Origin of the sequence: uncultured Lutibacter sp. (assembly GCF_947495725.1) — a bacterium.
Lineage (GTDB): Bacteria > Bacteroidota > Bacteroidia > Flavobacteriales > Flavobacteriaceae > Lutibacter.
This window is the reverse complement of the sequence record NZ_CANLZZ010000006.1, coordinates 278986-294249: the sequence shown is the minus strand read 5'-3', so window position 1 is coordinate 294249 and position 15264 is coordinate 278986. Positions and strand designations below refer to the sequence as shown.

The window sequence follows — 15264 nt, the reverse complement described above, 5'->3', positions numbered from 1 at the left end:
TTTTTTAATAATTTATATAAATCCAACCTTTATAAATAAGTTGATTTCTAACAGTTAATACATAAAAATAAGGTCCCACAGGAACTTTTTCATTTTTTCCAATTACATTAGCACCTTGAGCTACGCCATTCCAATAGTTTTGATAATTTTTGGAAGCATATACCTTATTCCCCCATCTATTATAAACTTCTAATTGATTTCCTGGATAATTATGAAGCCCTTCAATAAATAAGGCATCGTTTATACCATCGTTATTTGGAGAGAAACTTTTAGGTACATAAACTTTCCCCTGACATGCGTCTCCTATTCCATTATTATCAATGTCTGCTTGGTCTGCATTGTGTTGAGAATTACAATTATCAATATCATTTGGTATACCATCTCCATCAACATCATCATCACAAGCATCTGAAATTCCATCGAAATCTAGATCATCTCCTTTAAAAGTTACTATAGCTTCTTCAAAAGAACTATTTCCGGCATTATCAATTACAGTTAATGTTACAACATGGTCACCTAACATTGGGCAATCAAAAATTGTTTTATCAAGATTAATTGAAGCGATTCCACAACTATCAAAACTTCCATCGCTAATATCTTCTGGTACAATTGACGCTTGTCCTGATGAATCTAGCTCAACACTAATATCTTTAGTTATTACAATTGGGGAAGTTTTATCTTCAACCGTAACTGAGGTGCTACAAGAGGAACTGTTACCACTTTTATCAGTAACTGTTAGTGTTACTGTATTTACACCTAAATTGGAACAATCAAAAGAATCTTTATCTATAGTTATTGATGCAATTCCACAATTATCACTAGATTCATTATTAATATCTTCCACTGTAATTGAAGCATTTCCTGTTTCATCTAATAATAAAGTAAATGGTGCAGTACAATTAGCTATTGGTGCCGTTGTTTCTTTAACCGTTACAATGGCTGTTGTACTACCTACATTTCCGTTTATATCTGTTACTGTTAATGTTACAGTGTTTTCTCCAATTGAAGAACAATCAAAAGATGATTTATCAATAGACATTGAAGCAATACCACAATTATCATTCGAACCATTGTCAATATCTTCAACTGTAATAGTAGCGATTTCATTATCATCCAATTCCAATGTAATATTTTTAGCAACTACACTTGAAACAGCACTATCTTTAATTGTAATCTCAGCAGAAGCAGATGATGTATTACCACTTGTATCTGTTACTGTTAAATTAACAACATTTTTACCTATTGAACTGCAATCAAAGGAAGATATATCTAAAACATAAGATTCTATATTACAATTATCTGAAGAGCCATTGTTAATATCTTCCCCGCTTAAAACAACCGTTCCATCTGCACCTAATTCTATAGAAACATCTTTTGTTTTAGCTAACGGCTTAATAGAATCCTTTACAGTTACAATTGCATTTTTTGTGGCTTTATTTCCTGATATATCTTCAACAGTTAAAACCACTGTATTATCTCCAATATTTGAGCAATCAAACGCATCTTTATCCAATGATAATTCAACTGTTCCACAAACGTCAAACGAACCATTATCTATTTGAGAAGTAGTTATTGTAGCTACTCCATTTTCATCAAGTTCAATTAAAATATTATTAGTTTCCACAATAGGTGAAGTTGTATCTTTAATTGTTACAATAGCTGATTTTTTAGCAACATTTCCACTACCATCCTTAACAGTTAATTCCACTGAATTAGCACCTATATTTGAACAATCGAAGGTGTTTTTATTTAAACTTAAAGTTGTTGTACCACATACGTCATAAGAACCATTGTCAATATCCTCTCCCGTTATAGTAGCAGTTCCATCTGCATCAAGCTCTAAAATTATATCCTTCGTTTTTGCAATTGGATTGGTAATATCTTCTATGGTTACTATTATTTCCTTTTGGGAAACATTTCCATTTATGTCTGTGACTGTTATGGTTACTATATTTTCTCCTAAATCAGAACAAGAAAAACTACTCTTATCAATTGTTTTTGAACTTATCCCACAATTATCAAAAGAACCTTTATCTACATCTTCAATGGTTAGAGTAGCCAAACCACTTTCATTTAATTGAATGTTTAAATTATCGGCTACAATAGTTGGAGCAGCTTTGTCTACAACAGTAACAGAAGTAAAACAATTTGATCTATTTCCTGAAATATCAAAAACTATAAACTCAACATCCTTGGTTCCAATTTCACTACAATCAAAAGTTCTTTTTGAAATATCGAAATGCAATACATTATCTATTTTATAAGATAAAACTGCTGGTGCACAATTATCGGTACTCCCGTTGTCAAAATCTAACGGTGAAAGTGCATATTCTCCATTTTCATCTAACTCAACGGTTATATCTTTACATAATGCCGTTGGAGGAGTATTATCTGCAATTGTTACTGTTGAAACACAAGTATTTGAATTCCCATGAATATCTGTCACAGTTAATATAACTTCATTCTCACCAACATCTTCACAATTAAAAAAGGTAGGCGAAGCGGAAATAGAGGCAATTCCACAATTATCACTTGAACCATTATCAATCATATTTGGTGATAAATTAGCAATACCATTTGCATCTAAATTAATAGTTATACTTGTACAACTTACACTAGGAGGTTCGTTGTCATTTACAGTAACCAATATGTCTACTTCTGAAAACAATTCAGAATCTCCTGTTGCTCTATAAGTAACTGTGTGCACTCCAATTGGAAAAAAATCTCCAGGTCCTAAGTCACTTATTAATTCTGGAGTAATATCTCCGCAATTATCAAAAGCTGTTGGAGGGTCGAAAGTTATATTGGCTCCACAATTTCCTAAATCATTCGCGGTTACAACATTAGAAGGAATATTCTCAAATACAGGTGGCTGTGTTTTTCCAACAGTAATAACTTTACTAAATGTGTTTTCACATCCACCTACTTCTGCATTCTGAACAGTTAAAGTAATTGTAAAATCTTTTTCAATTTCAGTTCCTAGATTATATGTATGAACGGGGTTTTCCTCTGTTGACGAATTTTCGTCACCAAAATCCCATTCCCAAGAAATAGCATTTATTGAGGTACTTGTAAATTGTAATGTTTCGGGATCTTCACACCCTGCTAATTCCGTAAAACTTGCTTTTAAAGGGTTTACAGATATATAGTTTTCAAATGTAACAGAATCGGTACAGCCATTTTCCGAAGTTACAGTAAGTGTTACATCAAAATCACCGCCAGTATTATATGTGTATGTTGGATTTTGATCTGTCGAAGTATTTCCATCTCCAAAATCCCACAACCAACTTTCAACTGAAGATCCGTTTGTAACAGAAGTATCGCTAAAATTAACTGTAAAAGGAATACAGCCTTCAGAAACATAATCACTTGTAAAATTTGGAGTTGGAGCTAAACTACCACCATCACTAATACTCCAATTATTTGGAGCGTTCATTAAACTTTTTCTTTCAGCAGCCGCACTACAATATTTGCTATTTCCGGCATTAAATATTACACCATTTTGCAAACTAGACAAATTATTCCAGCCAATTAATAGAGCATCGTAATTAGCTGTACTTAATGTAACATCTAAAAACATATTTTCCATAGTTGTAACATTACTAACATCCCAGTTTTCTAAATTTTGATCAAAAGATGTAGCTCCTCTAAACATATTGCTCATTTGCTTAACACTTTCTACATTCCAACCAGAAATATCTTGATTAAATGTACTATTGCTAAAAAACATCCAATCCATAAATTCCACCTTTGTAAAATTCCAATTCCCAATGTTACCATTAAACTTAGAACTTGCAAATGCTCCAGATATATTGGTTACATTACTAACATTCCAATCATTTATTGCGTCATGTACAACTGCTAAATTAGTAGTTAATCCAAATATACCTACCATAGAAATGTTAGACCCAATAATATTAGGTACATCAGTAGCATTAATTGCTTCTAAATTTGAACACCCTTTAAAACTTCCATCAAAAGAAGTCCAATCACCTGACCCCCACTGTTCAATTGTAATTAGTTTATCTTTATCACCTCCACTATTAAACCTAATATGAGGAAAATATCCCGTTATACTAACTTCATAATCTCCCGGTTCATCATAAGTATGCGTTGCATTTACACCTACAAATGTTTCTAAAGGGCTGTCATCTCCCCAATCAACAATAAAATTGTATGTGCCACCATTCCAACCATTAGGAATTGTTATAGACTCACTTGCTGCAGTTGTTCTCCAGGTTGTTATAAATGGACAATCTAAACCTCCATCAACAAAGCTTGTTCCATCGACTAAGCCCATTTTTGTTATCAATGTTAATCTTTCGTCACTTGCACTACAATATTTTGCCAAGTTGGCCTTAAAACTATTTACCGGTCCATTTACAAAAGTACGTTGACTCCAGCCAATTAATAAGTTATCATAGTTTTTTACTGATAATGCCACATTATTGAAAATATTAAGCATATTTGAAGCTTTACTAACATCCCAACTACTTAGATCTTGATTGAAATTGGTAGCTCCATTAAAAACTGATGCCATGTTAGTAACGTTTCCAACATTCCAATTACCAATGTCTTGATTGAATTTTTTTGCCTCCCAAAACATATAACCCAAATGAGTAGCACTACTTACATCCCAATTACTAATATCTCCATTAAAATTTGGAGTTTGAGCAAAAGCAGTATTCATTAAAGAAACATTACTTACATCCCAATTATTAAATGCTGGCTGAACCACTGTTGTAAGTCCTGCTCCTTGAAATATTCTATGTATACTTGTTACATTGGTTAAATTTGGAGTATCTGTTGCATTAATATCTGTTAGATTAGTACAACCGTAAAAACTCCTTTCCATAGATTGCCAAACTATAGACCCCCATTGGTCAATAGAAATAATTTTGTCTTTATCCCCTGAATTATCAAAAAATATTCGTGGAAATTCACCAGAAATACGAACTTCATATTCACCTGCAACTGCGTATAAATGTGTTTTATCGCCCGTTACACCAGATTCACTATTTCCATCACCCCAATCAATATTATAATTATATCCAGAACCATTTGTTGGTATGGTAATGGTTTCATTGATTGCAGTTGTTTTCCATGTTGTGTTAAAAGAGTAAGCCGAACAATCTGCCGCTTGACCACTATCAACAATTGATTGGCCCCAAGCTGAAATTAGTGTATTTCTAGCATTGGATCCATTGCAATAAAATGAATTTTTAACTTTTAATTTGTCTGCCCCCAAAAGAGAAGGTAATTCTGCTGCCCATCTACTCCAACCAATTAATAATGCATCATAATTCTCAATTGATATACCAACATCATTACCGTTTATAAAATTTGTAAAATCGGTAACATTTCTAATATCCCATTTTCCAAGATTTTGGTCAAAAGCATTAGCGTTATTAAACATACCAACCATACTTACACAATTTGAAGTATTCCAATTTTCAATGTTTTGGTTAAAATTGACATTAGAAGCAAACATCCATTCAAAATGAGTGGCACTAGAAACATCCCAGTTTCCAATTTCACCGTTAAAACTAGATTCGGTAAAAACACTATTAAATTTTTCAATGGAACTTACATCCCAATTATTAAATTCATTTGTAACCCCGCTTAAATCGGTTAATTTAAATGCTTTTGAAATATCTGTAGCTAAACTTAAATCAGGAACGTCAATTGCATTAATATATTTTAAACTAACACAATTTTCAAAACTATTAGACATTGTAGTCCAAGCCATAGTTCCCCATTGTTCAATCGATATTAATTTATCTTCACCTGCAGCAGCTGAATTCCCTAAAATAATTGTAGGAATTTGTCCAGATATTTTAATCTCTGTTAGTACTCCTGGGTTATATGTGCCAGAATAAGTATGAGATGCATTACCAGTTTGTCCAGTTTCAATAGTTCCATCTCCCCAATCTATTGTGTAATTTCTTGCGCCTGTCGATGGAATTGTAATAACATCATTTGCCTTAATATCCCATTTTGTAATAAATGGAATTTCAATTTTAGGACAACTTTTACCAGCATCTTGAAAAACCCATCCATAAGTATCTTTAATATTTTGTCTAGCAGATTCTGCTTCATCACTACAATAATTACTATCTCCAGCCTTAAAAGTAAAAGGTAATTCAGTTAACAATCCACCTCTATTACTCCAGCCAATTAATAATTTGTCGTAGTTTTCACTAGATAATTTTGCTCCTTGTAAAAAATTATTAAGTTTTGAAGCTTCCACAACACCTCTAATATCCCAACTTCCAAGATCTTGATCAAAAGCAGTTGCAGCATTGAACATTCCTGTAATCCAAGTTGCATTACTTACATCCCAACCACTAATATCTTGGTTAAAATTTGGACAGCCAGAAAACATCCAGTCAAATCGATCTCCACTAGAAACAATCCAACCTCCAATTTTCCCATTAAAATTAGAAACACCAAACATGGCATTAAAGTTCTCGACTCCAGAAACATCCCAATTGTTAATAGCATCATTAACTGTTGTTAAATCCGTAAATTGAAATGCATTGCTTAAAAATTTAACATTTTTTGTTGTTAAATCTGGAACATCTGTAGCGTTGATAGCCGTAAGATTTGTACAACCTTGAAAACTCTTGAAGAAGGATGTCCATTCTATACTCCCCCATTGTTCTATGGTTAATAATTTATCTTTAACTGTACCGCTATTATTAAAAAAAATTCGAGGAAAATCTCCAGAAATTTTAATTATTCCGTTAGGACTTGCTCCCATTGTATGAGTAGCATCACCAGTATAATTAGAAATTTCGTTTCCATCACCCCAATCCACGGTATAATTATACCCTCCTCCACTTGTAGGGATTGTAATAACATCTCCGGCACTAACATTCCAAGTTGTAATAAATTCATTCTGGGAAAACCCATCATAAAAAAAGAATAATAGTAAAATCAATAAAGTAATTTTCTTCATAATAAAATATAGTTTGGTTGTATTTAATAATTGTTTGTTATTTGTGTACTCAATAAAAATATGTTCGTTCTAAAAAAAACTATTCCTAAAAATTATTCTTTCTAAAAGTAATTTTAGCTTAATGAATATTTTAAAAATAATTTTTAATTGATTTAAACGAACATCCCGTTAAATGTAGTAAAGTTGGCCTAAATTTAATGAACATATGTATTTTTCAGTAACACAATTGTATTTTTCAGTTAAGCAATCTAAAATCAACTCTTCAAACTATAATTCCTAGCTTCTTTAATTAAGTAGCTTAAATAACCCATCTTATTTGATTTCCCCAACGTTTTAGCTTATTTTTGAGCAACAAATAAAAAGTATAAAAATGAAAAATTTAATAATGTTACTTACCATTATGGTTTTATTTTCTTGCAAAGAAGAAAAAGAGGCTAGAAAACCTAAAAAACAAGTAACTCATGAAGAAAACATCAATGAGATGAGTAATAATTTAAACAAATACACTTCTTTTAAATTAACTTCAGATATAAGTGTGTTATCAGACAATGAACGTAAAATGTTACCCATTTTAATACAAGCAGCTAACAAAATGAATGAGTTATTTTGGTATGAAGCTTATGGCAATAAAAATGAGTTACTTTCAAAAATTAAAGATGACGCAACTAAAAAGTTTGCTGAAATTAATTATGGCCCTTGGGATAGGTTAAATGGAAATGCATCATTTGTTGAAGGTATTGGAGCAAAGCCATTAGGAGCCAATTATTATCCTGCTGATATGACAAAAGAAGAGTTTGAAGCTTTTAAAGATGAAAACAAATCTAGTTTATACACTTTTATAAGAAGAAATGAAGATGGAAGCTTAAAAGTTGTTCCTTACAAAGTTCAGTTTGAAGCGCAAGTAAAAGAAGTTTCAAAATTATTATTAGAAGCATCAAAATTAGCTGAGGATGCAAGTTTAAAAAAATATTTAGAATTACGTTCTCAAGCATTTTTAACAGATAATTACCAACCAAGTGATTTTGCTTGGATGGAAATGAAAACTAATAGATTAGATATTGTAATAGGACCAATTGAAACATATGAAGATCAATTATTTGGAAACAAAGCCTCACACGAAGGTTATGTGTTAATTAAAGATATGGTTTGGAGTAAAAAACTAGAAAAATTTGCTCAGTTTTTACCAGAATTACAAGTTGGATTACCAGTTGACGATGCTTATAAACAAGAAAAACCAGGAACTGATTCTGAATTAAATGCATATGATGTTGTGTATTATGCAGGTGACTGTAATTCTGGAAGTAAAACCATTGCTATTAACCTGCCAAATGACGAAGAAGTTCAGTTAAAAAATGGATCAAGACGCTTGCAGTTAAAAAATGCGATGCGTGCTAAATTCGATAAAATCTTAATTCCAATTTCTAATGTTTTAATAGAAGAAAGTCAACGTAAACATATAAAATTTGATGCGTTTTTTGCAAATACAATGTTTCATGAAGTTGCTCACGGTTTAGGTATTAAAAATACCATCAATGGTAAAGGTACAGTTAGGTCTTCATTAAAAGAATTGGCTTCAGCATTAGAAGAAGGAAAGGCAGATATACTAGGATTGTACATGGTGCAACAATTGCACAAAAAAGGTGAAATTGATGGAGATATGAAAGATTACATGACCACTTTTATGGCTGGTATTTTTCGTTCCGTTCGTTTTGGCGCCTCAAGTGCACATGGTAAAGCAAATATGATTCGTTTTAATTTCTTTAAAGAAAAAGGTGCATTTTCTAAAAATGAAGATGGAACTTATAAAGTAAATTTTGATAAAATGGAAGTTGCAATGAAAGATTTATCTAACGTAATTTTAACCTTGCAAGGAAATGGAGATTATGATGGGGTACTTAAATTAGTAGAAGAAAAAGGTAAAATCCCTGCTGATTTACAAACTGATTTAGATAAATTAAGCCAACAAAATATTCCTGTTGATGTTATTTTTGAACAAGGAATTAAAGTTTTAGGGTTATAAGTTTTATACTAACAAATGTAAAATACCCCTAAAAAGTCAAAACTTTTTAGGGGTATTTTACATTATATCTGAAATTAAATTTAATTAAAATAAGTTAAATGTATTTAAATTTCAAATTTAATTGTAACAAAACAAATTAAATTACTACTTATAACTTGAAAATAAATTAACCTGTGAATAAAGAACTTGAACATAAATTTATTTCTGAATTTCAACAACATCAGAATATAATTCATAAAGTATGTAGGATTTACACTAACAATCAAGATGCACACAATGACTTGTTTCAGGAAATAACTATACAATTATGGAAAGCATACCCAAAATTTAGAGGTGATTCGAAACTAAGTACATGGATGTACAGAATTGGATTGAATACAGCTATTACATTATACAGAAAATCAACGCGAACTGTTAAAACACAAGATTTTGATACGGTTCTTCATAAAATACAATCGAGCGAATATGACAATACTGAAGAAGAACAATTAAAACTAATGTATAAGGCAATACATCAGTTATCAGATATTGATAAAGGTTTAATTTTCTTGTATCTAGAAGATAAGAATTACAAAGAAATATCTGAAACTTTAGGTATTTCAGAAGTAAATGCAAGAGTGAAAATGAATAGAATAAAGACGCGCTTAAAAACAATTTTAAATCCGTAAAATATGGATGAATTAGATTTATTAAAAAAAGACTGGAAAAAGCAGAATGCTAATTATCCAGAATTATCGTATAACGATATATATAAAATGATACATAAAAAATCCTCTTCAATTGTAAAATGGATTTTAATTATTTGTATTATCGAACTACTTTTTTGGAGTTTGTTAAATTTAGCTATCCCTGAAAGCTATATGGAAATATATGATAAATTTAACCTTAAAACCTTTTTATACATTACACAAGGAGCTCACTATCTTATTGTAATAGGTTTTATTTATTTATTTTATAAAAATTACAAATCAATTTGTGTAATCGATTCAACAAGCAGGTTAATGCAAAAAATAATTAATACCCGAAAAACTGTTAATTATTATGTTTACTATAATTTGGCATTATATATTGTTATTTCGGTAGTAATTAATATGATTATGTTTTCTAATCCTGATATCATGTTAGAAGCACTTATGCCAAAAAACACCTCTATTGAAGGTGACACATTTTTAACTATTATGTTAATTACTCAAATAGTAACACTATTTGTAATTATTGGTTTACTATGGCTGTATTACAGAATTATTTATGGAATACTTCTTAGAAAACTGAGTAAAAATTATACAGAATTAGAAACTTTGGAATAAAACTTAAATAAAAAAAGGATTCTGCTCTCAACAGAATCCTTTTTTTTTTCAATATTATATAAATCTCAAATTCTATTATCTCCATCTAATATATCTCCAATACCTCCAAGAATACTTCCCTCTCCTCTTGTTTTATTTCCCGTTCTTGGCGCTAAGGCTAATACTCTACCTGCCAACCTGCTAAATGGTAAAGATTGTACATAAACTGTTCCAGGGCCTTTAAGAGTCGCAAAAAATAATCCTTCTCCTCCAAAAACTGTATTTTTTATTCCTCCAACAAATTCAATATCATAATTAACATCTTTTGTAAAGCCAACAACACAACCTGTATCTACCTTTAAAACTTCTCCTTCTTTAAGTACTTTCTTAGACATATTTCCGCCTGCATGAACAAACGCCAAACCATCTCCCTCTAATTTTTGCATTATAAATCCCTCTCCTCCAAATAATCCTCTTCCAAGTTTTTTAGAAAATTCAATTCCAACAGTTACTCCTTTTGCAGCACATAAAAATGCATCTTTTTGACAAACAAACTTCCCTCCCAATTCGCTCAAATCTATTGGGATAATTTGTCCTGGATATGGAGCGGCAAAAGAAACGTGTTTTTTTCCTTGACCAATATTTGAAAATACAGTCATAAATAAACTTTCTCCTGTTAACAATCTTTTACCCGCCGAAAAAAGTTTTCCTAAAATTCCTTCATCTTGGTTTGATCCATCTCCAAAAATTGTATCCATTTTAATTCCGTCAGTCATCATCATAAAACTTCCTGATTCTGCTACAACGCCTTCTTGCGGATCTAATTCAATTTCAACATATTGCATTTCTTCACCATGTATGTGAAAATCTATTTCATGTGCATTCATATTTTTTAGTTTAATTAATTTTCTTTTTTAGTTTAATACTCCATTCAAATTCATACTGAGAAACCTGATCCCCTTCCTCATCAATTCCAACAGATTTCATAATAATAGTTTGTCCTTCTCCAGTTTCAATAGTTCTTTTTAATGCTTCATCAATTAATTTTCCATCATTACATATAAAATTTATTCGTCCAACAGCTTTTTTAGTAAAGCTTCCATTATGGTTAGTAACTAACATTGAAATTTTTTCGCCAGATTCTCTTATTTTTTTTATTACAATAGACCCAGTAGTTAATTCTGCCGCCATCGATTGAACAGCAAAATACATGGAACTAAAAGGATTTTGATTAATCCATCTATGTTTAACTGATACCACCGCTTTCTTATTATCGAGTTCTTTTAATTTAACCCCACATATGTAAGCAGATGGTAACTTAAACATTAAAAACCTATTCATATTTTTTACATTAACTTCCATTTCTCCAATTTAACAAGCAAACAAGTTACTTAAAAAAAAATTAGTTCAAAAAACAAATTTTTGTTAATATTATGTTAAATTACAGTACTATGTGTTGCATACTACCTTCTTTTATTTATATATTTGCATAAGATATTACTATATACTTTAAATCATGATAACTCAAAACGATAAAAATTACAGTTCAATAACTCATTTAAGTGGCTTCGCAGGTTGGCTATTTCCGTTTGGAAACATTATAGCTCCACTCGTTTTATGGGCTGCAAAGAAAAATGAAAGTACATATATAGATGCTCATGGAAAATCAGCTGTAAACTTTCAATTAAGCATACTTGTTTATTGTTTTTTATTAGCAATATTAATTGTACCTATTGCAATTTTAACTTTAGGCCTAGGGTTAATTGCAATTGTATTAGGAATAATACCCGCAATAATTTTAAAATTCATTTTAATAATTAGCGCCAGTATTAGAGCAAATAATGGGGAAGAATATCATTATCCTTTCACCATAAATTTTATAAAATAGCAATTAGCTTTTAATATAATAAATCTCAACACATGAAGATAGAAAACACAAAAGCGCAAATGCGAAAAGGAGTTTTAGAATTTTGCATATTATCCATTTTACAACATGGTGATGCATATACTTCTGAAATACTTTCGCAGCTGAAAGATGCCAAATTACTGGTGGTTGAAGGCACCATTTATCCTTTATTAACTCGACTAAAAAATGCCGGATTATTAAGTTATAGATGGGAAGAATCTACATCGGGACCGCCAAGAAAATATTATGCTTTAACCGAAACCGGAAAATTATTTTTAAAAGAATTAAGTACAACCTGGAGCGAACTTGTTGAAGCAGTAAACTTAGTAACTTCCAATAAACCAACTGAAAAATGAACAAAACAATAAATATAAATTTAGGAGGCGTCTTCTTTCATATTGATGAAATTGCTTATCAAAAGCTGAAACTATATTTAGATGCCATTAGACGATCTTTAAGCGATGATCCGCAAGGAAGAGATGAAATATTAAATGATATAGAACATCGCATTGGCGAATTACTTTCAGAAAGAGTTAAAGATACACGCCAAGTTGTTAACGAAACAGATATCGATGAAATAACTAAAATAATGGGTAAACCAGAAGATTATTTAGTTGATGAAGAAATTTTTGAAGATGAACCAAAATATGGCCATAAATCCTCTTCTAAAAAACTATTTAGAGATGGTGAAGATAAATTTTTAGGTGGTGTTTCATCAGGTTTAGGGCATTACTTTGGAATTGATGCTATTTGGATTCGTATTTTATGGATAGTATTAGTAGTTGCAGGTTTTGGAACAGGAATCCCAATTTACATTTTACTTTGGATTTTATTACCAGCAGCTGAGACTACAGCTGAAAAATTACAAATGAAAGGTGAACCAGTAAACATAAGCAATATTGAAAAAAAAATTAGAGAAGAATTTAATGAAGTTACATCGCGTGTAAAAGACGGTGTTAATGATGTTTCTGAAAAAGTAAAAAACTCTGATTTTAAAAAAAAAGTAGGTAGCAAAACAAAATCAGGTTTTCAAGAAATATTAGATACCCTAGGTACTATTATAATAACACTTTTTAAAGTTTTAGGAAAAATAATTGGAGCTCTATTAATTTTTATTGCTGCAGCAACTTTAATTGGTTTAATAATAGGAGCATTTTCTGTTGGAAGTTACGAAATATTAGGTTTTGGTGATGATTTTATACACTATCCACCTTTCTTTTTCGATTCCATTATACCTGCTTGGTTGTTAATTCTATTTGCATTCATAGCCATAGGAATTCCATTTGTAGTACTGTTTATTTTAGGTTTAAAAATTTTAACAAGTAATACAAAATCTCTTAGTACTACAACCAAATTATCATTGTTAGGTGTATGGATTATCTCAATTTTAGGGCTCGGTTTTGCAGGTATTAATTTTGCCGCCCAAAATGCCACAGAAGGAGTGCATAATAAAACAGAGGAACTACCAATTATTGCAAATGATACCATTCGTATTAAAATGATTGATAATGAAAATTTATCGAATAACGAAGAACTTCGAAGACGCTATAATTTTGAAACTGTTTATGACAATGATGTTAAAAAATTATATTCTTCTAGAATAAATGTTGATGTAAGACCTACAGACAAGTCGAATGCATTTATAAAAATTAGAAAAGAATCTTCTGGAAAAAGTAGGTTAAGTGCCAATAATAATGCCGAATCAATTGAATACCAATTTAACTTAACAAACAAAGATTTACTATTAAACGGTTATTTTCTAAGTGATTTTAAAAATATAATTAAAGAACAGTTAATTGACATTACAGTTTATTTACCTATTAACAGCGTAATTTATTTAGATAATTCTACTCGAACATTTTTGGATGATGTGGAAAATATTCAGAATATTTATGATAGAGATTTGCCAAAGAACTATTTTAAAATGACCGAAGATGGTTTAGAATGTTTAGACTGTGATCCTAGTATTTTTAGTGACAGCTTTAAAAAAGAAAACGAACATTTTAAACTAAATATTGATAAAAATGGAGTGGAAATTAAAGTAAAAGATGGTGATGATGCAGCAGAAATAAAAATTGGTAAAAACGGTATGAAAATTAAATAATTACAGTTCATAACCAAATATTAACAGTTTGTCCAAATAAATTTACAAATACGATTAAATGAAAATATATTTGAACAAATTAAATAACTAAACAATGAAAACATTAACCAAATTAGCAGCGGTAGTCATTCTATTAATTTCAACAACTTCTTGTTTTATTGATGGTATGACCGGAATTAAAGGAAATAGAAATGTTGTTTCCGAAGAAAGAGCAATTAGTTCAAATTTTGATGAAATAAAGGTTCAACAAGGTATACGATTATTAATAACCCAAGATAATTCAACTAGTCTAAAAGTTGAAGCAGACGAAAACATAATTGATTTGCTAAGAACCGAAATTCAAAATAATCAATTAAAAATATATTTTGAAAAAAATGTGTACAAAGCAAAAGCTCGAAATGTTTATTTAAGTACTAACGATATTAAAAAAATAAAAGCTTCTAGTGGATCTTCCGTTATATCAGAAAACACACTACAATCAAATGCTTTAGAGCTAGATGCAAGTAGTGGAAGTTCAATGAAAATTTATGTTAATGCCGAAAAAGTAACAACAGAATCCTCTAGTGGGGCAAACATAAGAGTAAATGGTAAATCTAAAATACTATCGTGTAGTGCAAGCAGTGGTAGCTCTATAAACGCAGATGACTTAAAAACAATTGATGCCACTGTAAAAGCAAGTAGTGGTGCAAACATAGATGTAAATGTAACAGGAATATTAACTGCAAAAGCAAGCAGTGGCGGAGATATTGACTATGAAGGAAACCCCAAAGATGTAAATAAAAACACCTCTTCAGGAGGAAGTGTATCGGGTAGCTAATTCCAATTTATATATTTAAATTGTAAAAGTCAGTTCAACTAGTTGAACTGACTTTTTGTTATATCACAATATTTTAGTTAAATAATGACAACTATCAGTATTATTAGCAATTAGTTAACTATTTTTGCACACACTAACTGATATAGATATCAATTAAAAATATATAAAAT

Annotated in this window: 10 protein-coding genes; 7 read left to right on the top strand and 3 right to left on the bottom strand. The window is 30.4% G+C overall.

Annotation, left to right across the window (positions count from 1 at the left end; all coding sequences use genetic code 11):
• Positions 1-4: 4 nt before the first annotated feature.
• Positions 5-6961: a BspA family leucine-rich repeat surface protein gene (locus tag Q0776_RS14905; RefSeq protein WP_298369921.1), complete on the bottom strand. Its 6957-nt coding sequence runs from the start codon at positions 6959-6961 to the stop codon at positions 5-7.
• Positions 6962-7331: 370 nt separating this feature from the next.
• Between Q0776_RS14905 and Q0776_RS14900 the strand changes: the two genes are divergently transcribed.
• The 3 genes from Q0776_RS14900 (at position 7332) to Q0776_RS14890 (ending at position 10288) form a co-directional block, all read left to right on the top strand.
• Complete coding sequence (locus Q0776_RS14900; RefSeq protein ID WP_298369919.1) at positions 7332-8981, top strand: Zn-dependent hydrolase; 1650 nt, start codon at positions 7332-7334, stop codon at positions 8979-8981.
• A gap of 173 nt (positions 8982-9154) precedes the next feature.
• Complete coding sequence (locus Q0776_RS14895) at positions 9155-9649, top strand: sigma-70 family RNA polymerase sigma factor (RefSeq protein ID WP_298369916.1); 495 nt, start codon at positions 9155-9157, stop codon at positions 9647-9649.
• A gap of 3 nt (positions 9650-9652) precedes the next feature.
• The gene (locus Q0776_RS14890; protein WP_298369914.1) at positions 9653-10288 is read left to right on the top strand and encodes a hypothetical protein; all 636 of its coding nucleotides are present in this window, start codon (positions 9653-9655) and stop codon (positions 10286-10288) included.
• A 65-nt stretch (positions 10289-10353) separates the two neighbouring features.
• Here Q0776_RS14890 and Q0776_RS14885 read toward each other — a convergent pair whose 3' ends face one another.
• Positions 10354-11154: a TIGR00266 family protein gene (locus Q0776_RS14885; RefSeq protein ID WP_298369911.1), complete on the bottom strand. Its 801-nt coding sequence runs from the start codon at positions 11152-11154 to the stop codon at positions 10354-10356.
• 10 nt (positions 11155-11164) lie between these two features.
• Entirely contained in the window at positions 11165-11629 is a 465-nt protein-coding gene (locus Q0776_RS14880; RefSeq protein ID WP_298369908.1) for a DUF4442 domain-containing protein, read from the bottom strand.
• 154 nt (positions 11630-11783) lie between these two features.
• Between Q0776_RS14880 and Q0776_RS14875 the strand changes: the two genes are divergently transcribed.
• The 4 genes from Q0776_RS14875 to Q0776_RS14860 all read left to right on the top strand — a co-directional run bounded on the left by Q0776_RS14875 (position 11784) and on the right by Q0776_RS14860 (position 15094).
• Positions 11784-12155: a DUF4870 domain-containing protein gene (locus Q0776_RS14875; RefSeq protein WP_298369905.1), complete on the top strand. Its 372-nt coding sequence runs from the start codon at positions 11784-11786 to the stop codon at positions 12153-12155.
• A 32-nt stretch (positions 12156-12187) separates the two neighbouring features.
• Positions 12188-12529, top strand: a complete 342-nt coding sequence (locus tag Q0776_RS14870) for a PadR family transcriptional regulator (protein WP_298369903.1) — start codon at positions 12188-12190, stop codon at positions 12527-12529.
• Positions 12526-14277 (top strand): PspC domain-containing protein, encoded by a 1752-nt coding sequence (locus tag Q0776_RS14865; RefSeq protein ID WP_298369901.1) that lies wholly within the window; start codon positions 12526-12528, stop codon positions 14275-14277. The genes Q0776_RS14870 and Q0776_RS14865 overlap by 4 nt, the downstream gene beginning before the upstream one ends.
• 94 nt (positions 14278-14371) lie before the next feature.
• Entirely contained in the window at positions 14372-15094 is a 723-nt protein-coding gene (locus Q0776_RS14860) for a head GIN domain-containing protein (protein ID WP_298369899.1), read from the top strand.
• Positions 15095-15264: the final 170 nt, after the last annotated feature.

Excerpts from the sequence above, each read along its gene's own strand:
- Q0776_RS14905 (WP_298369921.1), bottom strand. The coding sequence starts at position 6,961 with ATGAAGAAAATTACTTTATTGATTTTACTATTATTCTTTTTTTATGAT.
- Q0776_RS14900 (WP_298369919.1), top strand. The coding sequence starts at position 7,332 with ATGAAAAATTTAATAATGTTACTTACCATTATGGTTTTATTTTCTTGC.
- Q0776_RS14890 (WP_298369914.1), top strand. The coding sequence starts at position 9,653 with ATGGATGAATTAGATTTATTAAAAAAAGACTGGAAAAAGCAGAATGCT.
- Q0776_RS14885 (WP_298369911.1), bottom strand. The coding sequence starts at position 11,154 with ATGAATGCACATGAAATAGATTTTCACATACATGGTGAAGAAATGCAA.
- Q0776_RS14880 (WP_298369908.1), bottom strand. The coding sequence starts at position 11,629 with ATGGAAGTTAATGTAAAAAATATGAATAGGTTTTTAATGTTTAAGTTA.
- Q0776_RS14875 (WP_298369905.1), top strand. The coding sequence starts at position 11,784 with ATGATAACTCAAAACGATAAAAATTACAGTTCAATAACTCATTTAAGT.
- Q0776_RS14870 (WP_298369903.1), top strand. The coding sequence starts at position 12,188 with ATGAAGATAGAAAACACAAAAGCGCAAATGCGAAAAGGAGTTTTAGAA.
- Q0776_RS14865 (WP_298369901.1), top strand. The coding sequence starts at position 12,526 with ATGAACAAAACAATAAATATAAATTTAGGAGGCGTCTTCTTTCATATT.
- Q0776_RS14860 (WP_298369899.1), top strand. The coding sequence starts at position 14,372 with ATGAAAACATTAACCAAATTAGCAGCGGTAGTCATTCTATTAATTTCA.